The sequence below is a fragment of the Cryobacterium tagatosivorans genome (genome assembly GCF_004402215.1).
GTDB lineage: Bacteria > Actinomycetota > Actinomycetes > Actinomycetales > Microbacteriaceae > Cryobacterium > Cryobacterium tagatosivorans.
The window spans coordinates 1-26,817 of the sequence record NZ_SOEZ01000069.1 but is presented as its reverse complement, the minus strand read 5'-3'; the positions used below and the strand labels follow the sequence as shown (position 1 = coordinate 26,817).

Below are 26,817 nucleotides of genomic sequence, written 5' to 3'. Positions count from 1 at the left end.
GTCGCGAGGTGGCGGTGAGGTGGAGGTGGCGGTGGCGGTGGCGGTGGCGGTGGCGGTGGCGGTGGCGGTGGCGGTGGCGGTGGCGCAGCCAGAATACTCCCGTGGCCGGTCAGCGCTCAGGCCGTTCGCTTTCCCGCTCACTGTCCCGTTCGCCTTCCCTCTCGCTTTCCCTCTCGCGCCGGGTGCGCCGGTGCCGGTTGACCTGGTGCCCCGCCTCGATCAGAAGCGCCCCCAGCGCCGCGGCGACCAGCGCCACGGCCAGCAGCGGAGCCGGGGGAACCGACAGCGCCAGGAAGGCGCCCAGGGGCGGCAGGAACACCACCACGAGCCCGACGTGCATGGCAACGAGCAGCAGCACTTCGAATCCCTTCAGCGGTCGCATGAGCACGTTGAGCACCCACAGTCCCGCGAGGGTCAGCGCGATCACCGAGGCGGACTGGGTCTCGCCGGCGCTGTACCCGCCCTCCACGCGGGTGTAGATGACGACCGTGACCACCACCAGGCTCACCGACAGCCCGAACGGCACGCATGCGGCCGCCGCCCGCCGCAGGAACCCGGGCAAGTACCGGCGCGTGTTCGGCATGAGCGCGAGGAACAACGCCGGGATGCCGATGGTGAGCCCGTCGACGATCGCCAGTTGCCGGGGCAGGAAGGGGAACGGCCACAGCAGGATGCCGAAGACCAGGGCGAAGGTGATGGCGTAGACCGTTTTGGTGAGGAACACCTTCGACAGCAGTTCGATGTTGGCGATGACCTGGCGGCCTTCGGCCAGGACCCGCGGCAGCCGGGCGAACTGTCCGTCGAGCAGGACCAGGCGGGACACCGCCCGCGCGGTCGCGGCGCCGCTGCCCATGGCGATGCCGATGTCGGCCTGCTTGAGCGCCAGCACGTCGTTGATACCGTCCCCGGTCATGGCGACGACGTGTCCGGCGCGCTGCAGCGCGATCACCATGTCCTTCTTGTGGGCGGGGGTCACGCGACCGAACACGCTATGGGTGTCGAGCACCTCGGCGAGCGCGTCGGGGTTGGACGGCAGGTCGCGGGCGTCGAAGGCCGTCCCGGGGAGGCCGACCTCCCGGGCGACCGCCGCGACCGTGCGCGGGTTGTCGCCGGAGAAGACACGCAGGCCCACTCCCTGCTCCCGGAAGAAGTCGAGGGTCTGGGCGGCATCCGGCCTGAGCTTCTCCCGGAACGCGATGATCGCCACGGGTCGGAGGCCCGCGGGCAACGACTCGGCCGCCGCTTCCCCGTCGCTCAGCGGACGGGGGCTGTGCGTGAGCAGCAGGGTGCGGAGTCCCGCGGAGGCGAGTTCGCCGGCCAGCGCCACGGATCCGGCGTCCGGGCTGGTGGCCAGCAGGTCCGGGGCCCCGAGCACCCAGCTTCCCGCCAGGGCTCCCCCGTCGAAACTGGCCGCGCTCCACTTGCGCGCGGAGGAGAAGCCGATGGTCTGCGCGGGCGACATCCCCGGCTCGCCGGTGAAGCGCGTGCCCAGTGCCTTCGCGGTGACGTTCGCGTTCGGGTCGGAGGCGAACCAGCCCAAGGCCCGTCCCCAGCCGGTTTCGCTCTCGCCGTCGAGGGGCACGACCCGGTCGAGCACCAGGCCGCCCTCGCTGAGGGTGCCGGTCTTGTCGAAGCAGAGGATGTCGACGCGGGCCAGGCCCTCGACGGCGGCCAGCTCCTGGACCAGCACCCCCCGCCTCGCCAGCTTCACCGCGGAGACGGCGAAGGCGACGCTGGTCATGAACACGAGCCCCTGGGGGACCGTGCTGACGATGCTGGCCACGGAGCCGAGGATGGCCTCCCGCCAGGCACCGCTCTGGATGGCCGCTTCCCAGCCGCCCGCGGCCTGCATCTGCCCATTGACAACGATCGCGCTGATCGGGATGAGCGCCCAGCTGAGCACCTGCACCACGCGGCTCAGCACGTTCCGCAACTCGGAGTTCACGAGGGTGAACCGCCGGGCCTCCGCGGTGATCCGGTTCGCGTAGGAGTCCGTCCCGACCCGGACCACGCGGGCGGCGCCGTGACCGCCGACCACGAAAGAGCCGGACAGCACCTCCCGGTCGATGGCGACCATGACCGGATCGGCCTCGCCGGTCAGCAGCGACTCGTCAATCTCGAGGGCCTGGCCGCGCAGGATGACCGCGTCGGCCGGCAACTGGTCGCCCGCGCGGAGCAGGAGGTTGTCATCCAGCACGACCTCGCCCCGGGCAATTTCGACCTCGACGCCGCCCCGCAACACGCGGGTGCTCGGACTGCTCAGCAGGGCAAGCCGGTCGAGGGTGCGCTTGGCCCGGTACTCCTGGGTCACGCCGATGAGCGCGTTCGCGATCACGAAGAAGCCGAAGAGGGCATCCTGCCAGTAGCCGAGGAAGACGAGCAGCACGAAGCTTCCCCCCACCACGGCGTTGAACAGGGTCAGCAGGTTGGCCCGCAGAATGAGCCAGAGGCTGCGGCTGGTGTCCAGCGGCACGAGGTTCGTGAGGCCCGCGTTCGTGCGCAGGGCGACCTCGATGGTGCTGAGTCCGGTCGCCGCCAGCCTCTTCGGGTCGACGGGCGGCAGGCTCTCCCGGGCGTCGGCGGGTTCGCCCGCGAGCCCGGCGTGCGCGGTGCGCCTCTGCCGTGGACCCGTGGACCGCATGGCCCACAGTGTATTACGGCGGCACCGGGCAATGCGACGGCACCGGGCATTACGGCGGCACCGGGCATTACGGCGGCGGGGTGCCGCGGCGGCGGAACGACGGAAGCCCCGGCACGCGCGCTGCGCGCGGGTGCCGGGGCTTCACCGATCGTGCCGGGCGGATGCCGCCCGGCCGGGCGTCAGACGGCGACGAGCGTGCGCCAGTCGGCCAGTTCCAGGTCGTGGGCTTCGGACACCGAACGGTTGGTGACGCGGCCGGCGGCGACGTTCAGGCCCAGGGCGAGGGCATCATCCCGCTCGAGGGCGACCTTCACACCGAGGTTGGCCAGGGCCAGCGCGTAGCGGAGCGTGACGTTCGTCAGCGCGTAGGTGGACGTGTTCGGCACGGCTCCGGGCATGTTGGCGACGCAGTAGAAGATCGAGTTGTGCACCGTGTAGGTGGGGTCTTCGTGGGTCGTCGGACGCGTGTCGGCGAAGCAGCCACCCTGGTCGACGGCGATGTCGACGAGCACGGAGCCGGCCTTCATGCGCGACACCAGGTCGTTCGTGACGAGCTTCGGGGCCTTCGCACCGGGGATGAGCACGGAACCGATCACGAGGTCGGCATCCGTGACCGCGAGCTCGATCTCGTAGGAGTTGGACGCGACGGTCTTCAGGCGGCCCTGGTACTGGCCGTCGAGCTGGCGCAGGCGGTCGATGTTGATGTCGAGGATGGTGACATCCGCGCCGAGGCCGAGGGCCATGGCGGCGGAGTTCGTGCCGGCAACGCCGGCGCCGAGCACGACCACCTTAGCGGGGCGGACCCCGGGGACGCCGCCGAGCAGCACACCCTTGCCGCCGGCGGGGGCCATCAGCGACTGCGCGCCGACCTGGACGGCCAGGCGACCGGCCACCTCGCTCATCGGGGCGAGCAGCGGCAGCGCCCGGTTGGCGGTCTGCACGGTCTCGTAGGCGATGGCGGTGACGCCCGCTTCGATCAGGGCCTGGGTGAGTTCCGGCTCTGCGGCGAGGTGGAGGTAGGTGAAGAGGATGAGGCCCTGGCGGAAGCGGGGGTACTCGGACGCCACCGGCTCCTTGACCTTCATCACCATGTCGGCGCGGGCCCACAGCTCGTCGGCGGAGTCGACCAGCTCGGCGCCGGCGACGAGGTATTCCTCGTCGGCGATGTGCGAGCCGATGCCGGCACCCGTCTCGATGAGCACTGTGTGGCCGTTGGCCAGGAACTCGTGCACTCCGGAGGCGGTAATCGCCACGCGGAACTCGTTGTTTTTGATTTCCCTGGGGACACCAATGATCATGGCCGACTCCGTTGTTCGGTGAAGCTGTCTGTGTGGGGGCTGGCAGCCCGGCCGTGACGGCAGGGGTGCAACTGAGGGTCAAGCGTAGAAGGACGATCTGCGCTCCCCCGGGCGCAGACCGGAGCCGGAAGCACCCCGCGCCGGCGAAATCGGCGAAGACGCGCGGAACCCGCCCGCGGGGCACTCGACAAATGTCGAGCCGGCGGGCGCCAATCGTCGCCTCGTGTCCGCTGCGAGCCTCGCCCGGGCCGTAGCATTAGCCCATGAACAGCGCGGATATCGAGGAGCTGGTCGAGTCCCTCGCCACCAGCCTGGACCGCGCACTGTCGCTCGAAGACCTGGGCGGGGTGCTCCTCGCCTACAGCCGCGACCAGCCGCTCGCCGACCGGGTCCGGGTGAACTTCCTGCTCAGCAAGAAGGTCCCCGCGGACGTCAGCGCCTGGCAGCTGCAGCACGGCATCGCCACCGCCGTGCATCCCGTCGTCGTTCCCGCGAACGAGGCGCTCGGCATGCTCGGCCGGGTCTGCGTGCCGCTGATGGTGCGCGGCTTCCGCGTCGGGTACCTCTGGGCACTGCAGGGGTCCAGCGACGAGTCCCCCGCCGCGATCCTCGACGCGCTCCCCGCCGTCCGTCCGCAGCTGGACCGGCTCGCCGAGCTCCTGCTCGACACCAACACCGCCGAATCCGAACACCGGAGGCAGCGCGAGGCCCTGTTCCTGGCGGCGTGCGCCGGGGATGCGGCGGCCGTGGAGGCCATCGCCGGCTGGCCGCAGGTGCACGCCACCGGACCCTGGCACCTCGCCACGCTTATGGAACAACCGGATGCCGGCGGCCAGGTCCGCGAGGCCGCGGCCGACCCCGCGGCCGGGCTCCTGCTGCAGAGGATCTCCGCGCTGCAGGCGACCGTCGGGATCGACGCGGCCCGGTTCAGCGCCGGGACCGAGACCCACGCGGTCGTCCTTCTCCGGGACCAGCCGGGCAAGCTGGTCCACGCCGACATCCTCGGCCGGTACGGCGCCGAGCTGGCCCGGCGGGGCGGCACCGCGCGGCGCCCCGCCCTGATGGGCGTCAGCGAGGTGTTCCACGACCTGCGGAAGCTCCCCGAGGCCTATGCCCAGTCCCGCAAGGCGGTGCAGGCCGCCGCCGTCGACCGGTGGCTGGGCTCCATCGCCGACTACCGGCGGATCGGCGTGTACCAGTTCCTCGCCGCGAGCAGCCGCAACCTCTCCCCCGGGGAATCCGTCTACTTCGCCGAGCTGCAGGACTTCGATGCGAACCAGGAGCTCCTGCCGATGCTGGAGCTGCTCTACGACACGGGCGGCTCCGTGCAGGAGGTCGCCTCCGAGCTGCATCTGCACCGCAGCAGCATCTACAACCGGCTGGCCAGGATCCGCTCGCTGATCGGGGCGGATCCGCTGGCCGGCCAGGTGCGGCTGGAGCTGCACCTGGCGATGAAGGCCCATCGCTGGTCCCGCCGCCCCCGCATCTGAGCGCCTTCCAGCGCGCCGAACCGTGAGTTCGGCACCTTCGCGGGCCCCACGAAGGTGCCAAACTCACGGTTCGGCGATGGGTGGGGTGCTTCAGTTAGCGAGCGCGGCCTTCTCGGCGCGAGCCTCGGCCTTCCACTCCGCGATCCGTGCCTGCTGCAGCGGCGCCTGGCGGTTGAAGTACCAGGCGGCACCGAGTCCGAGGAACCACAGCGGGGCAACGATGAGCGCCAGGCGCGTGTCTTCCGCCTGGCCCAGGGCCCAGAGCATGAAGGCGAAAAAGCCCAGCACGACCCAGGGCATGACCCGGGCGCCGGGCATCTTGTACTTCGATGCGGCGTGCAGCTGCGGGCGACGACGGAGGAAGGCGATGTAGCTGACCATGATGATCGACCAGACGAACATCGTCAGCACGGACGCGACCGAGGTGACGAGCGTGAAGGCGCCCATGAAGGAGTCACCGCTGTAGAGCAGCACCAGCCCGGCCAGCAGGAAGATGCAGGAGAACAGCAGCGCGTTCCGGGGAACCATGCGACTGCTCAGCTTGCCGAACTTCTTCGGGGCGTTGCCGTCCTGGGCGAGGCCGTAGACCATGCGCGAGGTCGAGTAGATGCCCGAGTTGGCGCTGGACGCGGCCGAGGTGAGGACCACCAGGTTGATGACGATCGCCGCAATGCCGAGACCGGCCAGGGTGAACATGCCGATGAACGGGCTGCTGCCCGGGTCGATCGTGCGCCACGGGTTGACGGCCATGATGATGACCAGGGCGCCCACGTAGAAGAGCAGCAGTCGCAGCGGGATCGTGTTGATGGCGCGGGGCAGGTTCGACTCCGGGTCCTTCGTCTCGGCGGCCGCTGTGCCCACGAGCTCGATGCCGGCGAAGGCGAAGATGGCGATCTGGAAGCCGAGCACGAAGCCGGCGACGCCGTGCGGGAACATCCCGCCGTCGTTCCAGATGTTCTCGAAGCCGGCAACGGCTCCGGAGGGGGACGTGAAGTGGGTGGCGATCATGACCAGGCCGGTGGCGATGAGGGCCAGGATGGCGAGGACCTTGACCAGGGCGAACCAGAACTCGGCCTCGCCGAAGGCCTTGACGCTCGGCAGGTTGAGCACGATCAGCACGACCGGTGTGAGCAGGGCGGGGATCCAGAGCGGCGTCCCTGGTGCGAGCACATTGACGTAGCCGGAGATGGCGACGATGTCGGCGACACCGGTGACCACCCAGAAGGCCCAGTAGGACCAGCCGGTGAAGAAGCTCGCCCACGGGCCGAGCAGGTCGCCGGCGAAGTCGCTGAACGACTTGTAGTTGAGGTTGGAGAGCAGGATCTCGCCCATGGCGCGCATCACGAAGAAGAGCATGAAGCCGATGATCATGTAGACGAAGATCACCGACGGCCCGGCGAGCGAGATGGTCTTGCCTGCGCCCATGAAGAGGCCGGTTCCGATGGTGCCGCCGATGGCGAGCATCTGGATGTGGCGGCGGCTGAGCGAGCGGGCCAGGTGGGGCTCTTCGCTGCGGATCTGTGCTGCGGGTGCGGTGCTTGTGGCTCCGGCTGCCGCGGTCGTGCGTTCTGACATGGGGCTTCTTCCTCATCGCGAGTTGAACGAAGCCGCATGCAGACGACGACCATGTCAACCGCGTTGGGGCCATCACGAGTGTGAGGGCCGGTACAACGGTGGTTCTGAAGTAACGAGACTAGGTCAGCGTTTTACCGGCCCGGGAGCCCGGAAGAGGCCCTCGGTTCCTCCGCCCGCCCGGCAAACGCCCGGCATCCGCTCGGCATCCGCCCGTTACCTGCCCGTTATGCGGGTCGCGCCGCGCGAGCGGTCGGCCCGTCCTCGACAGCTGTCGAGGATTCGAGCGTCATCTGTCGCCGGATGTCCCCCGCGCCCGGGAATGCATTCAGATACCGGCGCTGCACCCGCGGGCTGACCCGGGTGACGATCTCGTAGTTGTTCGTCCCGGCCGCGGCGGCCCACTCGTCGACGGAGGGTTCGCCGTCGTCGCCAGGGCCGAACAGCACGGCCTCGGCGCCGGTCGCCGATCGTCCGGACGCCACGAGGCCGGCCTCGCCGAGGTCGATGACCATCTGGTCCATCGCGATCCGCCCCACGACCGGGTAGGTCACCCCGTTCACGCGCACCGGGCCGCCCGTCGCGATCCGCGGGATCCCGTCCGCGTAGCCGAGCGGGATGAGGCCCAGCGCGCTCGGGCCCATGGTGCGATAGCTGAGCCCGTAGGACACGCCCTGCCCGGCCGGGACGTCCTTGCACTGGGCGACCAGGCTGGTGAGGGTCATCGCCGGCCGCAGGCCCAGGGCCGACGGCGCCGTGCCGGCGAACGGAGACAAACCATACAGCCCGAGGCCCACCCGCACGAGGTCGAAGTGGGTGTCGGGGCGGGTCAGCGTCGCCGGGGTGTTCGCGAGGTGGCGGACCTCGACCGCCGCCCCGGCCCGTTCGGCCAGCGCGACGAACTCGCGGAAGGCCGCGAGCTGCTCGTCGGTCTCCGGACGGTCCGGTTCATCCGCAACGGCCAGGTGCGAGAAGACTCCCACGACCCGGATGCGCCCGGCGGCCTGGTGCGCCATCGCCGCGGAGAGCAGGGCGTCCCAGTCGGCGGCCGGGCTGCCGTTCCGGCCCAGGCCGGTGTCGATTTTCAGGTGCACGCGGGCGACCTGCCCCTGCTCCACCGCCACTGCCGCGATCGGGCCGAGTTCCCAGCCGGCGCTGCCGAGGTCGATGCCGGCGGCGATCGCCCCGGCGAAGTCGCTCTGCGGGGTGTGCAGCCAGGCCAGCAACGGGGCGTCGATCCCGGCGGCGCGCAAGGCCAGGGCCTCCTCGATGTGGGCGACCCCCAGCCACGATGCCCCGGCCTCCAGCGCGGCCGTGGCGACGGGAACGGCGCCGTGCCCGTAGGCATCCGCCTTGACCACGGCCATCAGCCGGGCCGGAGCGGCGACCCGCACGAAGCGTCGGACGTTGCTCCGGATGGCGTCGAGGTCGACCACGGCCACCCGTTCGGGCGGACGGAGGCGGTCGGCGGCTGGTGCGGTGCCTGGTGCGATCACCGTTTCAGGCTACCCAGCCGGGCGGGGGCATCCGGGTGGGAGGCGACACGATCCTTGCCGGGCGAAATCCGCCGGCGGGAGTGAGGTAGGAACGCCTGGATCCACGCCGGCGGCGGCGCGGGAATAAGTCCGCCCAGCCGGCCGTCAGTCCCTAGGATGAGGTCATGGCGATGCCGGTTCTGGCCACCAAGCTCTTCATCCCGGTCCTTCGGCCCAGAGCAGTTCCTCGACCGCGCCTTGTCGAGCGTTTGCGTGAGGGGCTCCACTCCGGCCGAAAGCTCACGCTCATCTCCGCCCCGGCCGGCTTCGGCAAGACCACGCTGCTCAGCGAGTGGATTGCGGATGCCCGGCGACGGGACCCGCAGGTGCGGGTCGGCTGGCTGTCGCTCGACGAGGGTGACAACGATCCTTCCCGCTTCCTCACCTACCTCGTCAGCGCCCTGCAGCGGGCCGATCCCGCGCTCGGCTTAGAGGCGCTCGCCCTCCCGGGGACCTCGTTCGACCCGGCGCTGACGACCCTGATCAACGACGTCGCGCAGAGCTCCTCTGCGATCATCCTGGTGCTCGACGACTTCCAGCTGATCGAGGACGAATCGATCCGCGACGCCGTCGTCTTCCTGCTCGATCACCTCCCGTCGAACCTGCACCTGGCCATCGCGAGCCGCTCCGATCCGCTTCTGCCCGTTGCGCGCCTGCGTGCCGGCGGTGAGCTCACCGAGTTGCGGGCCGCCGATCTCCGCTTCACGCCGGACGAAGCCGCGGTCTTCCTGGGCAAGATGGTGGACCTGGATCTCTCGGCCGCCGACGTCGCCGCTCTCGACGCGCGCACGGAGGGCTGGATCGCGGGCCTCCAGCTGGCGGCCCTGTCAATGCGGGACCGCTCCGATGTCTCCGGTTTCATCGAGGGCTTCACCGGGAGCAACCGCTTCGTGCTCGACTATCTGGCCGAAGAGGTGCTGCAGCGTCAGCCTGATGAGGTTCGCGAATTCCTGCTGCACACGTCGGTCCTGAACAGGCTCAGCGGGCCCCTCTGTGACGCCGTCACCGGGCAGGCCGGGAGCAGCGAGATGCTGGAATCGCTCGAGCGCGACAACTTGTTCGTCGTGCCGCTGGATGATCGGCGCCGGTGGTATCGCTATCACCACCTGTTCGCGGATGTTCTTCGCGCGCGGTTGCTGCGGGACCGGCCCGATCGCGTTTCGGAACTCCACGTTCTCGCCAGCGAGTGGTACGAACGCAATGACCTCCCCGAGGACGCCGTCACGCATGCTTTGGCGGCCGCGGATTTCGGCCGGGCGGCGAGAGTGATCGAGGCGGCCATTCCCGTGGTTCGCAAGAGCCGACAGGATGCCACGCTGCTGCGCTGGTTGACGCTCCTGCCGGATGAGGTCATCGATCGCCGGCCCGTGCTCGGCGTCTACTGCGCGTGGTCGTCGCTCGTCGCCGGTGATGTGGAGGCCGTTGAACCCCGATTGCGGGTCGCCGAGAGGGCTCTGGCCACCACGGCCGATGACGGCACCCCCACACACGACTCGGCGGCCGGCGAGGAACTGCGGATGCTCCCGGTGATGATTGCCGTGTATCGGGCAGCCGTTGCGCAGGCGCGCGGGAATGTGGCCGAAATACGGGTACACGCCGAGCGCGCCCTGGAGCTCGTAGAACCCGCCGATCATCTCGGGCGAGGCGCGGCGGCCGGCTTCCTCGGGCTGGCAGCGTGGGCGACCGGCGACCTCGAGGGCGGCGTCAGGGCCTTCCGCGAGGTCAGAACCAGCCTGCTCCTGGCCGGCAACGTGGCGGATGCGCTGGGGACCACGATCGTGCTGGCCGACATGCTCATTCCGCTGGGTCGGTTGCGGGAAGCGCAGCGGTCATACGAGCAGGCTCTGCTGCAGGCGGCAGAGCAGGGCGAGCCTCCGCCGCAGTCAACGGCCGACCTGCACGTCGGGCTCAGCGAGTTGCTGCGTGAGCGCGGCGAACTGGCTGCCGCTGCGGAGCACCTGGCGACCAGCGAGGCCCTGGGCGAACACGCCTCGTTGCACGAGAATCGGCATCGATGGTTCGTTGCGATGGCGAGTCTCCGGGAGGCCGAGGGACAACTCGACGCCGCCCTCGAATTGCTCACCACGGCTGTGGGTCTGCACCGGCGGGGGTTCTTCCCCGAGGTGCGCCCGATCTCCGCGATGAAGGCACGGATCTGGATTGCGCACGGGAGGCTCGCCGACGCCGAGGCCTGGGTCAGCGGGCGGGGCCTGTCTGCCGCGGATGACCTGAGCTACCTGCGCGAGTTCGAACACATCACCCTGGCGAGGCTGCTGATCGCGCAGCACAGGGCCGATCCGCGGGACCGGGCAATCGAGGCGGCCGCCGGCCTGCTGGACCGACTTCTCGCGGCCGCGGAGGCAGGCGGTCGCACCGGAAGCGCGATCGAGATCCTCGTCCTGCGGGCGCTGGCGTTGGGGGCGCAGGGTCGCACTGCCCTGGCGCTCCAACCGCTGCAGCGAGCGCTCGCCCTGGCCGAGCCGGAAGGCTACCTGCGGATCTTCGCCGACGAGGGTGAGCCCCTGACGGCGCTGCTCGGTGCGACCGCCGACGCAGGTATCCTCCCGGACTATGTTCGGCGGCTCCGTCAGGCCATGCGGCAAACCACCGGCGACGGGGTCAGCCTCGGCGGCATCCCGGACCCCCTGAGCGAACGCGAACTGCACGTGCTCCGGCTGCTGGCGACCGAGCTCAGCGGCCCCCAAATCGCCCGGGAACTGTACGTGTCGCTGAACACCCTGCGCACCCACACCAGGCACATCTTCGGCAAGCTCGACGTCAACAGCCGCCCGGCGGCCGTCGGCCGGGCCACCGAGCTGGGTTTGATCTAGCGTCTCGTTTGATTCAGGCTCCCGGGCGCACAATCACCACATCGATCACCACACAGGGTGATGCCTCGTCACCACATGTCTCCGTAGATTCGGGTCGTTCTCAGGTATCCGCCTGGGGCAACTCAGAACATCGGAGCCACAATGCGCATCACGACTTCCACCCTCACGCGAGCGGCCGCCATCGCCGCCGCTCTCTCAGGGCTGATCTACATCGTCATCCAGTTCATCCATCCCGCCGACGAGGTCGGCTCCCTCACGACCCAGGCCTGGGTGAGCGTGCACAGCCTCAGCTTCGGCATGGCTGTGCTCGGCATGATCGGCATCACGGGCATCTACCTTCGCCAGGTGCGACAGTTCGGGCTGCTCGGCCTGGTCGGCTACGCGCTGTTCGGACTCTTCTTCATCCTGCAGTCGGCCTTCGTCTTCGCCGAGGCGTTCATCGCGCCGTTGATTGCCGTTGACGCACCGCAGCTCGCCGAGGACTTCGTCGGCCTGTTCGGCCGGCACCCGGCCGAGACCGACCTCGGCCCCCTCGCCGCGCTCCCCCTCGTCGGAGCCGGGGTCTACGTCGTCGGCGCCATCCTGTTCGGTATCGCCATCCTCCGCGCCCGCGTCCTGTCCCGCAGAGCCGGCATCCTCCTCATCGCCGCCGCGGCGGTGACGCCCGTTGCCGGTGCGCTGCTTCCGCACACCCTCGAACGGATGGCCGCCATCCCCATGGGCCTGGCCTTGATCTGGCTCGGCTACTCCCTGTGGTCGGACCAGCGCAAGAACGCAGCAGAGGCGACATCCGACCAGCAGTCCTCCCGCCTCGACCGGACGCCGGCGATCTGACCACGACGGATGTCCCTGGCGACGCGAGAGGAGGAGCGCGATGAGTGAACGACACCCGATGCCACGAGGGCACGACGGACAGGGCCGGTACGAGATTCGCCTCCAGGGGCAGCTCGATGACAGTTGGAGCGACTGGTTCGAGGGCTTCACCCTTGCCAACGAGAGCGATGGGACGACCACCCTCACGGGCCCGGTCATCGACCAAGCCGCGCTGCACGGGCTGCTGCGACGTGTCGGCAACCTGGGCGTGACATTGATTTCGGTAAACGTCTTGAGGAGCAGACAACCATGACGAAAGACCGCTCGACCGCCGGGCTTTCCCGCGGCAATCGAAGCAGGGGTCCTCGAGGGCAGTGGCTGGCGCCCACCGGCTTGATCCTCCTCGCCCTCATCCCGGTGCTCGCCGGGGCGGCGCGACTCACCGAGCTGACCGGCGGGGCCGTCGCCACCCCGCAGAACTCCCGGTTCCTCGACTCCCCCGTGCCCGTCGTGACGCACATCGTGAGCGTGACCGTGTACAGTCTGCTCGGGGCGTTCCAATTCGTCCCGGCCCTGCGTCGCCGCAGGGCCGGCTGGCACCGCCTCGCCGGACGCCTCCTCATTCCCGCCGGCCTGCTCGCCGCGCTCTCCGGCATGTGGATGGCGGTCTTCTACCCGCACCCGCCCGGAGACGGCGAGATCCTCGTGGTCCTTCGGGTGATCTTCGGATCCGCCATGGTGGCGAGCATCGGCCTGGGGATTCGCGGGATTGTGCGCCGGGACTTCGCCCGGCACAGCGAGTGGATGACCCGCGGCTACGCGATCGGAGTGGGGGCCGGCACCCAGGCCCTGGTGCTCATCCCCCAATCGATCATCTTCGGCTCGTCCGACGAGCTCTCCCGAGCCGTGTTCATGGGGGCCGCCTGGGTGATCAATCTCGCGGTAGCCGAGTACGTCATCCGTCGGCGCGCCAAGCCGGCACGCCGCCCGTCCGGCCGGTCGGAGGCGGCCGGGACAGGCCGCGCGCTCAGCCCATCAACAACCACACCACTCACAACCACACCCTAAGTAAAGGAGTCACCATGAACATGCAGCCGGAAACTCGTACCCAGGCTCAGGATGTCCGAATGAAAGCCGCCGTCTATCGCCGGTTCGGCGCACCGGAGGTGGTGCTCATTGAAGAGCTGCCCAAGCCCGCGCCGGGGCCGGACGAGGTGCTCGTCAGGGTTTGCGCGAGCACTGTGAGCGCTGCCGACCATCGGTCCCGGGGGCGCACGGTCCCGGCGGGGCTGGGCCTCCTGGCCGCACTCTCGCTCGGGGTTTTCCGCCCTCGCAAGCGGATCCTGGGCATGGACGTCGCCGGCGTCGTGGAGGCCGTGGGCGCGAACGTCACGTTGTTCGCCCCCGGCGACGAGGTGATCGCGATGCTCGGCAGCGCCTTCGGCGGCCACGCCGAGTACGTCTGCATTCCGCAGGGCGGCGCGATCACGGCGAAGCCGCGGAACATGTGTTTCGAGGAGGCCGTGGCGCTCGTGTTCGGGGGAATCACCGCGCATGGATTCCTCAGCCAGACCGCCATCAGACCGGGCGACACCGTGCTCGTCAACGGCGCATCCGGCGCGGTGGGAACCGCGGCGGTGCAACTGGCCAGGGAGCTGGGTGCGCACGTCACTGGCGTGTGCAGCGGCGCCAACCGGGACCTGGTCACCGCGCTCGGCGCAGACCGGGTGATCGACTACACCACGGAGGACTTCCTCACCGAGGGGCGGTCCTACGACGCCATCATGGATTGCGTTGGCACTGCTCCGTTCGAGCGGGCTGCGGCGTGCATCAACCCCGGCGGAGCGCTGTTGCTCGTCATCTCCGACCTGAAGGGAATCCTGCTGGCCTCCCGGCACGGCAAGAGGAGCGGAAAGCTGGTCACGGCGGGCAACGTCGCGTACACGGCCGAGGCGCTGGCCTTCCTGGTCGGGCTCGCCGAGGCTGGTCGGCTCCAGGCGGTCATCGACCGGACCTACGACCTGGCCGACATCGTGGAGGCCCACCGCTTCGTCGACACGGGGCGCAAGAAGGGGAGCGTCGTCCTGCGCATCGCGAACGGCTGAGCGGCCCAGCCGCGGTCCTAATGAGCGCGGCCGTCGGCCGTGCGCTTCGCCCCCCACGATCTCGAAGGAAAGTGGGGGGTGTTGCTTGAGGCCAGGAGCTGAACTCCTTTAACACGAATGGCCCCCTCGCGGGAGCCAACTTGCTGGGGTACCTGGACTCGAACCAAGAACAACTGATAGTCGTCTCGGCGGTACTGCCCACCCGCAACTGGGGCGGAATTCCGCGGATTTCCGCGGTTTTCATGGAGACAGTCTACGCGCTGGCACGGACGACTACGGGCCGATTCTGGTCACGCCAACGGGTTTTCGGTGCGTTTCTGGTCACATCTTCGAGCGTGCCGTACACGGAGTGATAGACGCTCATAGACCGAAGCTGCTGCTCGGCGGAGCCGCCGGTAACTTCATCGACCGGATCGACGGGCACGGCGTGGTGGACTACATGCACACCGGATGGTTTGCCACCTTCAACCTCGCCGATGTTTTCGTCACCACCGGAGTCGCGGTCCGCATCCTCGGAACCATCCTCTCCCCGCGGTCCCGGAACGGCGACTGACCGGCGGCGGGAGCCGACCCGATCACGATTGCCGCTTCGTGATTACCGGGTTCGCCATCAAGGCGGGCATGGAATCATGGAAGGGCGACATCTGCGCCGTGCCGGTCAGCGCTCTGACAGGCGAACGGGCGCTCGACGCGGACACTTCCTGCTAAGTATCAGCTGGGCCCCTCACCGCTCTACGCCGACAAGGAACACAATGGTCACCGCCAGCAACGAAAAAATCACACGCAACACACCGAGGTCCTGGGCGGCTGTGTTTACGTCAGTTGCGGTGGCGACCACAATCACTGGATGCTCTGTCCCGACTGATGGCGGGCAGGAACCTGCGGCCGGCAGCGCTCATGCGTTCGGCCACGTCCACGGGATTGGCATCAACCCGGCCACCGGCGCCGCATTCGCCGCAACCCATGCGGGGGTCTTCGAACTCCCAGCCCTGGATGCCGACACGGTGCGCGCCAGCGACCTCGAGGGTCCCATCGCCGGGCGAGCACAGGACACGATGGGTTTCACGATGAGCGGGGACACGATGTTCGGGTCCGGGCATCCGGACCCGGCCGAAGAACCGGCTTTGAGCCCACCAAATCTCGGACTGATCACCAGCACCGACAACGCCGCCACCTGGGAAACGATCTCTTTGCGCGGGCAAACCGACTTCCACGACCTTGCCCTGACCCAGGACGGCAACACAACCCGCATCTATGGGTACGACGAGTCAGCCGGCACCGTCTCGATCAGCCAGGACGGCGGAAGCACATGGGCCGCCGGTGCCAGCCTCGCCCTGCGAGATCTGAGCGCCGACCCGACGACGCCGAGCACCGTCTACGCCACCACCGCCGACGGATTGGCGGTCAGCACCGACAGCGCTCACACATTCACCCTTGTCCCGGGCGCGCCGCCCCTGTACCTGCTGGATTCGCTCGACCACACGGCCGGCGGGCTGATCGGAGTAACTGTCGACGGAACCGTTTGGGTCCAATCGGGTACCGAGCCGTGGACATCCACCGGCACCATTGAGGGGGAGACCGAAGCTCTCACTTACGCCGCAACGCCAACGTCTCGACTCCTTGTGGCCAACGGTCGAGGGATCATGGCCAGCCATGACCTCGGCAAGACGTGGCGCGACCTGGTGCTGAACTGATGACCCGGATGAGGGTGGAGATCCTGCATATCGAGGACTGCGCGAACTGGGAGGAAGCCTCCCTCCGCTTGCGTACCGCCCTGGCAGCCACCGGGCACGATGATGCCACCATCATCACCACAACGCTTCGAACCCAGGAAGACGCATGTCGGCCCGCACGGGTACATCTCGAATAAGGATGATTACCTCAAGCGCCTGCGCCGCATCGAGGGGCAGGCCCGGGGTCTGCAGGGCATGGTGTCTGATGAGAAGTACTGCATCGACATCCTGACCCAGATCTCCGCGATGACCAGTGCCCTCCAGTCGGTGGCTCTGGGGGTGCTCGACGAGCACCTGAACCACTGCGTCGTGAATGCGGCCGCGGCCGGCGGTTACGAGGCGGACTTGAAGATGCGCGAGGCCTCGGCCGCTGTCGCGCGGCTGGTGCGGTCCTAGTCGCACCGTTCTGAGTGTGAACGCGCAGACAAGGATGCGAAGTGAACGGGAGGCGCGCATGAAAGCGGAGATTCTGCATATCGACGATTGCCCCAGCTGGGAAGAGGCGGGTCGTCTCCTCCGAGAGGCATTGGACTCCACCGGTCATCAGGACACCGTCATCACATACACGCTCGTCATTTCAGCGGCTGCGGCGGCGCAGGTACCCGTTCCCGAGGGATCGTCCGAGGAGGGCTCACGTGTCGAGCCGGCCTCTGTTTGATGTCAGCGCGCCGGGCGAGCGGGTGTGGCCGCGGCGTTCGGGTGATGGCCTGGCCAATCACCATGAGGCCCGGTTCTACGTCGTCGCCGGTGTGGTCTCCCCCACGAGTCGGTGGCTGCCGGCTGAAGCGTCGGTGGGTCGTTTGGGTACGGGGGTAGACTAAAGGTTTGTTTTGCTGCTCTGGGGGAGATTTTCAGCGCCGCCTATTGTTTCATGAGGGAGACGCTGCCTGGTGGGCTCTTTGACGTACGACAAGTTTACGATCGAGTTCGATGACCGGATGTTGGCGCATCTGCAAATCGTGATTGTGCAGAAGTTGCGGCGTGGGGAGAGTTTCGTTTTTTCCTGGCGGAACGCGCCGGAGGCTGGGGATGGTCGATCTGCGATTTGGTTGCATGAGGCGATCCCGTTGTATTTCCGGTTCTCCGGTAGCAGGTCGCCGGAGATCAATGTCCAGTGGGTGGCTGCACTGACTCGGACAGCGAACGGTTCGCAAGGTTTGCTGGCCATCGGTGAGAGTGATGTCCGGACTCTAGGATGAGCCGGGCTGCCTGACCTGCCGAGCCCTTTTCAAAGGCGCTGTGGGTGGGTGGTGTGGGCTTTGGCTTCGCGTCAGGCCGCACTGCGCCCCTTCTCGGAACCCGGCGGGTGCATCAACTTCATGGACGCCGACGTGCTGGGTCGGATCACCGGCAAGCACGGCGCCAACTGCGCGCGCCTCGCCGTCGTGATGGCCTCTGGATACCTGTTCCACGTCAATCAGAACATCAAGCAGGCCGATGGGCCTCCGATGCTCAGTAGCTTCCAGGACGACAGCGGATAGCCGCTGTATTCACGGCAACTGGGGTGCCGTGATGATTGAGGGATATGTTAGGTGGAGCCGGGAGCGGCATCGGAGCCGGTCGAGGCAGCGCCGGTCCGTATTGCTCACCACGAAGGAGATTCAGTGTCGAATCAGTGTCATGAACCGTGCGCAGCGGCAGATCTCGAGGTCCGCAATCTGTCCGATCATGAGTGGCGTGTGGGCGATCGCCGGCGGAATGAAAGGTCGCCCGAGAAGGTGCTCGGTTACATTGAGAAACGTGGTCCTGTTTTTGAAGTCATGAACATGGAGGCGCCACGACGGCATCTCATGTTTGATCGTTTCGAGTCCGCGGTCGCATCGTTTGCGTCAGTCTTCCCGACTTAGATTTTGTCCACGGCGTTGACGCCAACTTCTCAATTCACTCAGCTCCGGGGCGGCGTGAGATTAACGTGTTGACGCTTGGGGGCTCCGTACGAAGCAGGAGCGCGCCGGTCCGAGCTCCTTTATACGATCGAGCGGACAGGCCAGCGGAAGCGCTGGTAGCGCCGATCGGCAAGCTCGCGCCGATTGAGTTTGAGACAAGAAACGTGGCCTTCAAGAGCGGCTTGGAACTACTCACCCGTTGAGGCCATTGAACTTGGGGTAGTCCCTCTTGGTGTCATCCGGATGTGCGTTTCTCGACTGGTAATGCCAGCCAGGGACAGGACGTACCGGGCTGATCGGGCTGTGGATTTACCGTCACGCCGAATGTTTCCGAGTTGCGTTCGTCTCGGGGACAACTTGACGGAGGCGAGAGTCAGGCGCTGATGTGGAATGTTTCAGATGGTGTGTGTCAAATCACCCAAAAGTGCCGCAAGGTTCTGGCTCGCACATGAGAGGGTTGCGGGGAGAGCAAGCCAGACCGTGGCCGCCGTGCATAAGCGCTGGTCGAAGCGATAACGAGCATGCGGAGCCAGAGCATGATGGATCGGCATCACGATCAGACTGTGCCGGGTACGCGTGTCCTGGGGAGTGAGGGTCTCCTGCCTGGGGTGGCGACTCCTGCTGAGGAGCTCGCAGCGGTCGTTGACCGCATGCGCGGTCTAGTTGGAGCTCTGTCCATCGTTGCCGAGGGCCTGAGCCTGGAGGTCGTGCTGGAACGTTTGGTCAGGATGGCCTGCCAGCTCGTGGATGCAGAGTTTGGGGCGCTGGGTGTGATTGGCGATGACGGTTCCCTGGACCAGTTCATCACGGTCGGTTTCGACGCTGAAACGACGAAGCTCGTTGGGCCGCTTCCGACCGGGCACGGGGTTCTGGGCTTACTCATCCGCGAGCCACGACCGCTCCGCTTGCACGACTTGGGTAAGCATCCCGCGGCAGCGGGGTTTCCGCCGAACCACCCACCGATGGTGTCGTTTCTGGGTGTTCCCGTCCGCGTTCGGGATGTTGTGTTCGGGAATTTGTACCTCACCGCAAAGCGTGGCGGGGGCGATTTCACTTCGGAGGACGAGGAACTGGTGGTCGCGCTGGCCGCAGCGGCGGGCGTCGCCATCGAGAACGCGCGTCTTTTCGAGAAGTCCGAACTGCGCAGGAAGCAACTCGAGGCCGGCGTGGACGTGGCCAGAGGGATCCTGGACTCTGTCGATAACGAAAACCAGGAGGGCCTCGATCTCGTAGCCCGGCGGGCCATGCTCGAAACCGGGGCGGACTTCGCTTTCCTGGGTTTCCCGACGGAGGAGAACAGCCAGATGTCGTGCGTAGCGGCTGCGGGGCCAGGCGCGGCGGCTCTCGTTGGCCGCGTGGCGGCTATCCGTGCCTCCGCTCTGGCCGAACTGGAAATCCGGGGGGCAGCGATGGCGTTGCGGGAGTCTCCACTCGTTTTCAGTCGGATGGGCGTCGGTGCCGGCGACGAGGGGCCGGCGATGGGCCCAACGCTGATGGCGGCGGTCCACCGTCGCGGCGGACGAGGTGGGGTGTTGGTGCTCTCCCGGCGCGCCGGATCCTCAGGATTCGGTCCGACCGACGTCGAGATGGGCGCCGTGTTCGGCGCGCATGTGGCGATGGCGCTCGAACTGACCCAGATCAACCGGGCGAGAGAGCAGCAGGCCGTTTTCGGCGACCGTGACCGGATCGCCCGCGACCTGCACGACGTCGTTATTCAGCGGATCTTTGCGGCCGGTCTGAGCCTGCAGGGCATCCGTCATTTCACAAGCGACGTCAGAGCCCTCGAGCGAATCGAGACGGTCACAGAAGAATTGGATGGAACCATTCGCGAAGTGAGACGCACCATTCACTCACTCAGCGGAATCTCCCCCACAACAGAGACCTTGAATAGCCGAATCCTGAGTGCCATCAAGGACAAGACGGACTGGCTTCCTTTCTCTCCGCGCGTGCTTCTCTCAGGACCTCTCAGCGAGGATATCGGAGTCCTCCTGTCGGAGAACCTGCTGGCCGTCATTTCCGAAGGACTCAGCAATGCCGCGCGCCACTCCGGGGCAACCTCGATCGACGTTTCCGTGAAGGTCGGGCAAGGCCGGGTGAAGCTCCTCATCTCCGACAACGGACACGGCTTCTCGGGAACAGTCAAGCGCAGCGGCCTCGACAACCTCAAACATCGAGCAAAAGCCTGCGGCGGGCGTATGGCCGTGTCGAGCGTCCCGGGCGAAGGAACCCGCCTCGTGTGGTCCGCGCCAATCCGCAGGGTTTAGCGTCGCGGCTTGTCCCCGCCGCTCGCGACGAAGACCGCCGCCTGAGTGCGGCGGTGGAATCCCATCTTCGCCAGCATCGACGACACATAGTTCTTGACCGTTTTCTCGGTCAGGAACATCGCATTGCTGATCTCCCGGTTCGTGAGCCCCTCACCGATCAGGCTGAGTACCCTCCGTTCCTGATCGGTCAGCGGCGCCGACCGCGGATCCCGCAGATTCGGGTCCGCGAGGTTCTCAATGATCCGCGCCCTGACCTCAGGGTCGAAAAGAGTCTCATGGGCCGCGGCCCGGCGTATCTTGTCGAGCAGGTCGGCACTGTGAATCTCTTTGAGCACGTAGCCCGCGGCGCCGGCCAGGACAGCACCGCTCCGCGCCTGGTCATCGTCGTAACTCGTCAGGATGAGGCACTGGACCGCTGATGCGCTTGACCGCACATTGCGGCACACCTCAACACCGGTGCCGTCCGGGAGCCGACCATCCAGAATTGCCACGTCCGGACGAAGAACCAGAATCCTTTCGGTTGCCTCTTGTGCCGAGCCCGTGTCCCCGACAACCTCGAAGCCCTCCTCCGCCAGTAGCTCCCTCAGCCCGCGCCTCACCAGCTCATGGTCGTCAAGGATGAACACTCGGATCGGGGATCCAGGGTTTCGCGCTTCACCAGACAATGACGTTGATGCCTCATCCATGTTTCTCCTTCACCACGTCCGCGAGTACGTCGCTGCCCACAGAAGCGAATGCGATTGGCCCCGGCAACGGGTTCGCCCGTTCAGACCATTGTCGCGCGCCGGGACGCAGCCGAACTAGAGCATAAAGACCAGTGTGTTCGAGATGGGTGTAGTCCCCGGCCTCCCTTCTGGGCTGTGGGGCGCCGGAGAGACAGACGTCGCTTCCGGCGTGGCAAGCACACCCGAGGAGAGCGAAACCGAGGACTTAGTGCTCTACGGCTCACACGGATCGGGTCCGTATCTTGATAAATGTCAGCGTGATCGGGTGAAGAACGAAACAGAGACTCGGAAGCCTGGCGCCACATCTCGCGCGGTAGCACCACTTGAATGACTATCAGCTGGGGGAAATCAACTGTGAATACGCTGCTTCGTTATGGTTCGGTCCGGACCGCTGGACAGGCCCGGCTGTCTCCGGTCTCATCGCGGGGCTTACTCGCCTCGATTCGGGATGCGCGGAAGGCCCTCTCATGAGCGCGGCTCTGCAAGCATCCTCGACTTCGTCCTCACGCGCCCGATATAACTCAGGATCGACGGATCCGTTCGGTGACTACCTGCGCAGGATCGGCAAGGAATCGCTGCTCACCGCTGAGGACGAGGTCGACCTCGCCCGGCGAATCGAGGTGGGCCTGTTCGCGGCCGAGAAACTGAACCAAAGCGTGTCCGACACGGCTCACCAGCGCGAATTGGCGTGGCTCGCCCATGATGGGCAGCGCGCGAAGAAGCGTTTCATCGAGGCCAATCTGAGGCTCGTGGTCAGCATCGCCAAACACTATTCCGGTCGTGGCGCTCCCATCATGGATCTGGTCCAGGACGGCAACCTCGGCCTGATGCGTGCGGTGGAGAAGTTCAACTACATGGCTGGCTTCAAGTTCTCGACTTATGCGACGTGGTGGATCCGCCAGTCCATCCACCGCGGCATGGCAGACAAGGTGAGAATGATTCGCGTCCCGGTGCACACGGCCGAGAAACTCAACAAGATTAAACGGATCCGCCGGGACCTCACCAACACGCTTGAGCGTGAGCCGACCGTCGAGGAGATCGCGGAGACCAGCGATATTCTGCCCCACGACGTGTCGAGACTGCTGAAGTACGATCAGGAACCGATTTCTTTGTCTGCGCCGGTTGGCGACGGGACCGGTGACATTTCGGAGTTGATCGTAGACGATGACTCAATGCAACCCGACGAGTACGGGATGCTCGCCCTGCGAACGACGGATATTTCCTTCTACCTCACTGCGCTGCCGGAACGGGAACAGTCGATCCTGCGCGCCCGCTTCGGCCTGAACGGCGATGGACCCCGGACCCTGGAGCAGGTGGCCGTAGTCGAGGGCGTGACCCGCGAACGAGTCCGACAGATCGAGAAACGCGCGTTGGCGCTGCTGGCCGTTCCGCGCTTGCGATCGTACTTAATCGATTAGGACGTGCGCGGAGCGGCCACGCTAGGCAACCCTCCTCCCCGATCTTCACGGCTCCACCGAAAACCCCTGACCCTTCGCCCCATCTTCGAATGCTCGCTGAGCGGGAAGTATATTCAATGAGACTCACGTGCCCCTACTGCCGCTCACACGCGCGGCTAACACCAAACCCAGCCCATGCCGAGAGAGACACACTTCCTCGCTACGTGTTGAAATGCTCAGGATGTGACCACACGACAGTGGGACGCGAACCAGTTCGGGTGCCCCTGGGCGCCTCAACCGGGCATTTGGGATTCGCACGGTGAAGGCTGGCATCGAGAGCGGCGGCTACACGATGAAGTCGGGGGTCAACGTCGTGCCACAGGTCAACCTACCCGCACCACCAGCCCCTTGTCATTGCTATTCGAGACGCCACCTTCAATCAGTGGTTGACGGTGCTCTGCGTTCGGACCGGTTCTGCCTCGATGGTGTTCTGCCGCAGGGTCGCATTGTTCGTCAGTTCGCTTTCATGGCTGCGCCGAGACCTACGGGATGCCCACGACAGCGCTCTGGCTGGCGTCGATCGAGAACGTTGCTCTCGCACAGAAAATCGACTCAGCCCCCCACGCCGGAACGACGGCAGATGCGTGCTTCTGGTCGCTATGTCCCGCATCCTTCGTCAACGGCGCGATCACCCTCCTTGATGAATGCGACAGTGGATCCTGGGTCAATGCCCCGGGATCATGGCCTCGGCTCGAGTTCTCTGGCCCTGACCACGCCATACTCAAGCCATGCAGTCTGATGCCTCCGCACCGACACTGAAGGAACTCGGGGCAGCACGCGCTGACCTTGACCGTTGGGAGCACTACTCCGACCACCCTGGCTTCATCGTCAAGGCCGGCGGTCAGGAAGCCTACGACGCAGAACTTGGACGGCGTTTCCAACGAGTCACTGCGCTGGAATCCCGTTCGAACTAATCAGCGCACTCCCCTGCGGGCAGGTTTCCGATTGTGCTGGGCAAGGCTCAGTTGGAGCAGTCGGAGAGCGCGGTTGAGGTGCTGGGAAAAGCATCAGAGCTCTTGTCCGCGCTGGCCAAGAGCTCACAAATCAGGACCCCGCCGCTGCCGGATCAGCAAGCGACCCCGGCCGCGTTCCGCAAACCCCAGTCCAGCGAGTAGCGTTCCAGACGGTCGGCGATTTGACCTGCATGGGTATGCCGAGAATCGCGTTCTCCTCCTGCAACCGCAGAAATTCGATCCGTTCCTGTTTCGTCAACACATACCTATATTGCCGTCGATCGGTCTCGACCAGCAGCCCGTTTCGTTTCACGCAAACAAATTCGACAACGTTCCAGGAGAGAATCCGGCGCGACGACAGAACGCAGATTTCGCGCCGATCTCCGCGCCGGTCGCGGCGTACTTCTCCCACTCGGCCAGAATCGCGATGCGCTCATTCGACGTGAAACGGTGCCTCGTCGTGAGTCATTTTGGGAACTCTGAAATGTCCATCCGGACGTCCCTTTCCCAAACCTGAGCCAGCCTGCAATGAAACGATGAACTGTCTCACCACAGGCTGACACTCAGGGGAAACCGCCCAAGTCTTGCGATGTTGCCAACAGTTCGCTGAGGCCCCTGCGTCAGCCCCGGCTGTGCAAGAGGCCGAGTTGCCCACGCGCCCACAGTGGCAGCACGCGTTCGAGGCGTTCGTCGAGGGATCGCGGTTCTCGTGTCGGCTGACGTTTTACGAAATCACCAGCTGGCGGGGCGAATACGGATTCTGCTTCTGCCACGGAGCCGACGAAGAAGGTTCGCATGGGATCACCGAACTCCAGCACCTCGTACTGGTCTGCGTTCAGACTGATGAAACCGATGAGTGAGAAAGGACTGTCCCAGGGCACCCGTCCGTCGCTCACTCTCCATTCGCCGTCGGAGATCTGGGTGAGCTGCACATCGTCTGGCGTCCTCACTTCGCGCTCATCGGTTCTCATCGCGAATTCTCTTCTCTTGTCTGGCTGCGGACCGAAACTAGTTGCAGTGCCCGCAAGCGCCCGTGTTGAATGACCTGAGTGGCCGTGAAGCGGTGAGTTCAGCCTCGTGGAATCAGTGTGATACACGGACTTCTCAGCTCACAGGGCCAAAGGTCCCGAGGTTGCGACATGTAGTACTAGGTGTCGAGCCACTGGACGATGTCGGCCCGAACGTCGCCGCGGCTGCACGGTCGCATCGCACACAGGGCGCCAACCTAGGCCGAGTTGTCGTGATGGCCTATTCGCCTTGTCTGGCGATGAAATCGGCCATGCCGGGCACGGTGACTGCGACGAAACCGCGTTCGGGCGTGTAGATGTGACCGCTCCGAATCAGGTCCCGGCGATTGACGGAGAGATCCGTGGTGCGCTCCTTCCCCAACCGGGTCACCAATTCGGCCATCGAAGAGGGGGCGTCGTTGTCAATGGCCATCGCTGACATGAAGGCCCACTGCGTGGGGGTGGCCCGCTCCCATCTCGATTGGTAGAGCCCTTGCTCGACTTCGGTTCGCGCTGAATCGATCACAACCTGCTCCGGGCTCGCGCAACGCCACCAGGCGCTGACGGCAGATATTGCCCATATCGACCACCAACTCGGCCTACTGGCCAGCCGTCAAAACCCGGCCCTTATGGCCGCAAGCGGTGTCGGCCCCCTTTGTGGCCGCGCACCTGCTCGCCGCGGCCGGCGATATTCCAGATCGCATCGCCACCAAATCTCAGTTCGCGGCACTCTGTGGTGTTGCCCCCATACCGGCATCCTCTGGAACACGGCAGCGCTTCCGCCTCGCGCGCGGTGGTGACCGGCAAGCCAATGCAGCCTTGCACCGCATCGTGCTGCTGCGCAAACGCCACAAGGATCCCGGAACCATGGCCTACATCGCCCGACGCACCGCCGAAGGTCTCTCCGACCGCGGCATCGTCCGCTGCCTCAAACGCCACGTCGCCAACGAAATCTTCGTGTTACTCACCCAAAACCCTGCGGTCGCGCTGCCCATCGGACCCCGGATCCGGCAACGCCGCCAAACCCTCGGCATCGTCCTAACCGAGGCGACCAAACAGCTCGAGGTCCCCTACCAGCGCCTACGCCGACTCGAGATAGGACAACGCGCTGACACCAACTCGGAAACCGCCTACGGCGCATGGCTCGACGACAAAACCCGACAACCTCATCCGGCACAAGAAGTTGCTTGACATTAAATAGGAGCATCCACTCAGCCGGGACGTGACCCGAGACAGCTCAATCCCACCGCATTGGCAGACTCCCTCGGTTACAGCAACCAGATAATCCACCAGCATGCCGCGGCAGCTGCCGCGCCAATGTCCGACTACATCGACCTCAAGGCCTCACAACTGCATCGTGGCTTCGGCTGGGTTCACGCGCCTGTTACGCGCCTCGACGACCAGACATCGAGCGCACCAAGAACGCAATCACCGCTATCACCAGCAGGATCACACCCACCCACAATAGGAAGTTCAGGGACTGCACAAAACCGCCCGTCAGCAAGAGGACGATCGCGATGATGGCCACGACGATGAGCAGCATGTTCATGGTGTTCCTTTCCATTGTTCCCGGAAGGTCCGGGCAATCGAGTACCGGGTGCGTTCGCTATTTCTTGCACACGTCTTTCACATGTTCGCCAGCCTGCTTCAGACTCGCCTTGGCTTGGTCGGTCTTGCCTTCAGCCTCGAGCGACTTGTCCCCCGCGATCTTGCCCGCGCTCTCCTTGAGCCTTCCCACGGCCTTTTGAGCCGCGTTCTTGATCTTGTCAGCCTCACTCATAGTTTCCACCTCTCATCAGTCGAAGATAGTGACGCCGCGCCGGCTGATCGGATATACAGCGTTCTGGACGAGCCCATTTCCTGCCACGATACCCTCGCGTGAGGGGTTCCTGGGGGTTGTTAGACCGGAGCTGACGCCAGATTTCCTTCGGGAAGCCGGCGAACGTGTTCACGGATGGGCCGGACACGGCCCGCACTGGACGGACTCGTGCTTGGTCCAGGGACTTCCCCTGCGGAGCAACCGGGTGCGCCCGCAGGACCGGCCATGTTCGAGCTCCCGGCCACGGGACACGGGATACGATGCGCCATTCCGCCATTCGGCAGCTTGATCGAGTGCTGGATGGTCACCGCCGGTGGTCATCGCCATCGCCTGCCGGCGAACTCCGGCGTGCGCTCCTTCCTTGGTGTCGGCCGTCGCTGCCAGGCGATGCAGGGCACCACTGTCGTCACGGCTGGTCGCGCGGGCCCGGTACCGGCCACTCGGGAGGAGTTTCACGTCAATCTTGCCCAGCTCACCGGCTGGGATCTGTGGCCTAGCCATGCCGGTGCTCCTGGACCCATTCGAGCGCGTCGTGAACGTCGTAGCGCACGTGCCGGCCGAGCTTCAGATACGGCGGGCCCGAGTGGGTTAGGGCGTGTCTCCTAATTCGTGTAACCAGATGGTGATGGCGCGGAGGACGACTCCTCCGCGGTAGGTCAGGGCAAGTTTGTCGTAGCGGGTGGCGAGG

The 26,817-nt window shown here is 66.2% G+C and carries 24 protein-coding genes and 1 pseudogene; 15 read left to right on the top strand and 10 right to left on the bottom strand.

From position 1 onward, the window contains the following. Positions 1–109: 109 nt before the first annotated feature. On the bottom strand, positions 110–2,641 hold the full coding sequence (locus tag E3O23_RS14040; RefSeq protein ID WP_134492002.1) for an HAD-IC family P-type ATPase: 2,532 nt from the start codon (positions 2,639–2,641) through the stop codon (positions 110–112). Positions 2,642–2,820: 179 nt separating this feature from the next. Then, a complete protein-coding gene (ald, locus tag E3O23_RS14035; protein WP_134492000.1) occupies positions 2,821–3,939 on the bottom strand; it encodes an alanine dehydrogenase in 1,119 nt (372 codons plus the stop codon). Positions 3,940–4,202: 263 nt separating this feature from the next. On the opposite strand from ald, the gene E3O23_RS14030 reads away from it, so the two are divergent. After that, positions 4,203–5,429: a PucR family transcriptional regulator gene (locus E3O23_RS14030; protein ID WP_134491998.1), complete on the top strand. Its 1,227-nt coding sequence runs from the start codon at positions 4,203–4,205 to the stop codon at positions 5,427–5,429. Between the two features lie 90 nt (positions 5,430–5,519). On the opposite strand, the gene E3O23_RS14025 is transcribed toward E3O23_RS14030, so the two are convergent. Continuing rightward, entirely contained in the window at positions 5,520–7,004 is a 1,485-nt protein-coding gene (locus E3O23_RS14025) for an amino acid permease (protein ID WP_134491996.1), read from the bottom strand. 224 nt (positions 7,005–7,228) lie between these two features. Then, positions 7,229–8,497 (bottom strand): alanine racemase, encoded by a 1,269-nt coding sequence (gene alr / locus E3O23_RS14020; RefSeq protein ID WP_134491994.1) that lies wholly within the window; start codon positions 8,495–8,497, stop codon positions 7,229–7,231. A gap of 164 nt (positions 8,498–8,661) precedes the next feature. On the opposite strand from alr, the gene E3O23_RS14015 reads away from it, so the two are divergent. The 11 genes and pseudogenes from E3O23_RS14015 (at position 8,662) to E3O23_RS13965 (ending at position 20,168) form a co-directional block, all read left to right on the top strand. Beyond that, the gene (locus E3O23_RS14015) at positions 8,662–11,367 is read left to right on the top strand and encodes a winged helix-turn-helix domain-containing protein (RefSeq protein WP_134491992.1); all 2,706 of its coding nucleotides are present in this window, start codon (positions 8,662–8,664) and stop codon (positions 11,365–11,367) included. A 141-nt stretch (positions 11,368–11,508) separates the two neighbouring features. Continuing rightward, complete coding sequence (locus E3O23_RS14010; protein ID WP_134491990.1) at positions 11,509–12,201, top strand: hypothetical protein; 693 nt, start codon at positions 11,509–11,511, stop codon at positions 12,199–12,201. Positions 12,202–12,241: 40 nt separating this feature from the next. Then, on the top strand, positions 12,242–12,493 hold the full coding sequence (locus E3O23_RS14005; protein WP_198415190.1) for a hypothetical protein: 252 nt from the start codon (positions 12,242–12,244) through the stop codon (positions 12,491–12,493). Continuing rightward, positions 12,490–13,248, top strand: a complete 759-nt coding sequence (locus E3O23_RS14000; protein WP_134491988.1) for a DUF2306 domain-containing protein — start codon at positions 12,490–12,492, stop codon at positions 13,246–13,248. Before E3O23_RS14005 ends, E3O23_RS14000 begins: the two co-directional genes overlap by 4 nt. Positions 13,249–13,307: 59 nt before the next feature. Beyond that, a complete protein-coding gene (locus tag E3O23_RS13995; RefSeq protein ID WP_134491986.1) occupies positions 13,308–14,285 on the top strand; it encodes an NAD(P)-dependent alcohol dehydrogenase in 978 nt (325 codons plus the stop codon). A 373-nt stretch (positions 14,286–14,658) separates the two neighbouring features. Further along, positions 14,659–14,838: pseudogene (locus tag E3O23_RS18590) on the top strand (signal peptidase II); the annotation flags it as partial. A gap of 199 nt (positions 14,839–15,037) precedes the next feature. Next, complete coding sequence (locus tag E3O23_RS13985) at positions 15,038–15,979, top strand: F510_1955 family glycosylhydrolase (RefSeq protein WP_134491982.1); 942 nt, start codon at positions 15,038–15,040, stop codon at positions 15,977–15,979. 102 nt (positions 15,980–16,081) lie between these two features. Then, entirely contained in the window at positions 16,082–16,414 is a 333-nt protein-coding gene (locus E3O23_RS13980; RefSeq protein ID WP_134492070.1) for a metal-sensitive transcriptional regulator, read from the top strand. A gap of 494 nt (positions 16,415–16,908) precedes the next feature. After that, positions 16,909–17,217, top strand: coding sequence for a DUF7882 family protein (locus E3O23_RS18915; protein ID WP_134491981.1), 309 nt, complete (start codon positions 16,909–16,911; stop codon positions 17,215–17,217). Between the two features lie 60 nt (positions 17,218–17,277). Continuing rightward, positions 17,278–17,499 carry a hypothetical protein gene (locus E3O23_RS13970; protein WP_134491979.1) on the top strand — a complete coding sequence of 74 codons (222 nt, stop codon included), beginning with the start codon at positions 17,278–17,280 and terminating at the stop codon, positions 17,497–17,499. A gap of 1,013 nt (positions 17,500–18,512) precedes the next feature. Then, entirely contained in the window at positions 18,513–20,168 is a 1,656-nt protein-coding gene (locus E3O23_RS13965) for a GAF domain-containing sensor histidine kinase (RefSeq protein ID WP_241983487.1), read from the top strand. Here the strand turns inward: E3O23_RS13965 and E3O23_RS13960 are convergent. After that, positions 20,165–20,854, bottom strand: coding sequence for a response regulator (locus E3O23_RS13960; RefSeq protein ID WP_134491977.1), 690 nt, complete (start codon positions 20,852–20,854; stop codon positions 20,165–20,167). The two genes, E3O23_RS13965 and E3O23_RS13960, sit on opposite strands and share 4 nt — an antisense overlap. 506 nt (positions 20,855–21,360) lie before the next feature. On the opposite strand from E3O23_RS13960, the gene E3O23_RS13955 reads away from it, so the two are divergent. Together E3O23_RS13955 and E3O23_RS13950 are read left to right on the top strand one after the other, a co-directional pair. Further along, positions 21,361–22,311 carry a sigma-70 family RNA polymerase sigma factor gene (locus E3O23_RS13955; protein ID WP_134491975.1) on the top strand — a complete coding sequence of 317 codons (951 nt, stop codon included), beginning with the start codon at positions 21,361–21,363 and terminating at the stop codon, positions 22,309–22,311. 767 nt (positions 22,312–23,078) lie between these two features. After that, a complete protein-coding gene (locus E3O23_RS13950) occupies positions 23,079–23,264 on the top strand; it encodes a hypothetical protein (RefSeq protein ID WP_134491973.1) in 186 nt (61 codons plus the stop codon). A gap of 130 nt (positions 23,265–23,394) precedes the next feature. Here the strand turns inward: E3O23_RS13950 and E3O23_RS13945 are convergent, their stop codons facing one another. The 3 genes from E3O23_RS13945 to E3O23_RS13935 all read right to left on the bottom strand — a co-directional run bounded on the left by E3O23_RS13945 (position 23,395) and on the right by E3O23_RS13935 (position 24,836). Next, positions 23,395–23,715 carry a hypothetical protein gene (locus E3O23_RS13945; protein WP_134491971.1) on the bottom strand — a complete coding sequence of 107 codons (321 nt, stop codon included), beginning with the start codon at positions 23,713–23,715 and terminating at the stop codon, positions 23,395–23,397. A 208-nt stretch (positions 23,716–23,923) separates the two neighbouring features. Further along, positions 23,924–24,274 (bottom strand): hypothetical protein, encoded by a 351-nt coding sequence (locus E3O23_RS13940; protein ID WP_134491969.1) that lies wholly within the window; start codon positions 24,272–24,274, stop codon positions 23,924–23,926. 277 nt (positions 24,275–24,551) lie between these two features. Continuing rightward, positions 24,552–24,836 (bottom strand): hypothetical protein, encoded by a 285-nt coding sequence (locus E3O23_RS13935; RefSeq protein ID WP_134491967.1) that lies wholly within the window; start codon positions 24,834–24,836, stop codon positions 24,552–24,554. A gap of 131 nt (positions 24,837–24,967) precedes the next feature. Here E3O23_RS13935 and E3O23_RS13930 point away from each other — a divergent pair, with 131 nt between their 5' ends. Then, entirely contained in the window at positions 24,968–25,501 is a 534-nt protein-coding gene (locus tag E3O23_RS13930; protein WP_166790514.1) for a transposase, read from the top strand. A 193-nt stretch (positions 25,502–25,694) separates the two neighbouring features. Here the strand turns inward: E3O23_RS13930 and E3O23_RS18185 are convergent, their stop codons facing one another. Both E3O23_RS18185 and E3O23_RS13925 read right to left on the bottom strand, forming a co-directional pair. Further along, a complete protein-coding gene (locus E3O23_RS18185; RefSeq protein ID WP_166790493.1) occupies positions 25,695–25,859 on the bottom strand; it encodes a DUF2207 domain-containing protein in 165 nt (54 codons plus the stop codon). 57 nt (positions 25,860–25,916) lie between these two features. After that, positions 25,917–26,090: a CsbD family protein gene (locus E3O23_RS13925; protein WP_134491963.1), complete on the bottom strand. Its 174-nt coding sequence runs from the start codon at positions 26,088–26,090 to the stop codon at positions 25,917–25,919. Between the last annotated feature and the right edge of the window lie 727 nt (positions 26,091–26,817).

Excerpts from the sequence above, each read along its gene's own strand:
- E3O23_RS14010 (WP_134491990.1), top strand. The coding sequence starts at position 11,509 with ATGCGCATCACGACTTCCACCCTCACGCGAGCGGCCGCCATCGCCGCC.
- E3O23_RS13960 (WP_134491977.1), bottom strand. The coding sequence starts at position 20,854 with ATGGATGAGGCATCAACGTCATTGTCTGGTGAAGCGCGAAACCCTGGA.
- E3O23_RS14005 (WP_198415190.1), top strand. The coding sequence starts at position 12,242 with ATGAGTGAACGACACCCGATGCCACGAGGGCACGACGGACAGGGCCGG.
- E3O23_RS18185 (WP_166790493.1), bottom strand. The coding sequence starts at position 25,859 with ATGAACATGCTGCTCATCGTCGTGGCCATCATCGCGATCGTCCTCTTG.
- E3O23_RS14040 (WP_134492002.1), bottom strand. The coding sequence starts at position 2,641 with ATGCGGTCCACGGGTCCACGGCAGAGGCGCACCGCGCACGCCGGGCTC.
- E3O23_RS13980 (WP_134492070.1), top strand. The coding sequence starts at position 16,082 with ATGCCACCATCATCACCACAACGCTTCGAACCCAGGAAGACGCATGTC.
- E3O23_RS13985 (WP_134491982.1), top strand. The coding sequence starts at position 15,038 with ATGGTCACCGCCAGCAACGAAAAAATCACACGCAACACACCGAGGTCC.
- E3O23_RS13950 (WP_134491973.1), top strand. The coding sequence starts at position 23,079 with ATGCAGTCTGATGCCTCCGCACCGACACTGAAGGAACTCGGGGCAGCA.
- ald (WP_134492000.1), bottom strand. The coding sequence starts at position 3,939 with ATGATCATTGGTGTCCCCAGGGAAATCAAAAACAACGAGTTCCGCGTG.
- E3O23_RS14025 (WP_134491996.1), bottom strand. The coding sequence starts at position 7,004 with ATGTCAGAACGCACGACCGCGGCAGCCGGAGCCACAAGCACCGCACCC.
- E3O23_RS13925 (WP_134491963.1), bottom strand. The coding sequence starts at position 26,090 with ATGAGTGAGGCTGACAAGATCAAGAACGCGGCTCAAAAGGCCGTGGGA.
- E3O23_RS13995 (WP_134491986.1), top strand. The coding sequence starts at position 13,308 with ATGAAAGCCGCCGTCTATCGCCGGTTCGGCGCACCGGAGGTGGTGCTC.
- E3O23_RS14030 (WP_134491998.1), top strand. The coding sequence starts at position 4,203 with ATGAACAGCGCGGATATCGAGGAGCTGGTCGAGTCCCTCGCCACCAGC.
- E3O23_RS14015 (WP_134491992.1), top strand. The coding sequence starts at position 8,662 with ATGGCGATGCCGGTTCTGGCCACCAAGCTCTTCATCCCGGTCCTTCGG.
- E3O23_RS13955 (WP_134491975.1), top strand. The coding sequence starts at position 21,361 with ATGAGCGCGGCTCTGCAAGCATCCTCGACTTCGTCCTCACGCGCCCGA.
- E3O23_RS14000 (WP_134491988.1), top strand. The coding sequence starts at position 12,490 with ATGACGAAAGACCGCTCGACCGCCGGGCTTTCCCGCGGCAATCGAAGC.
- E3O23_RS13940 (WP_134491969.1), bottom strand. The coding sequence starts at position 24,274 with ATGAGAACCGATGAGCGCGAAGTGAGGACGCCAGACGATGTGCAGCTC.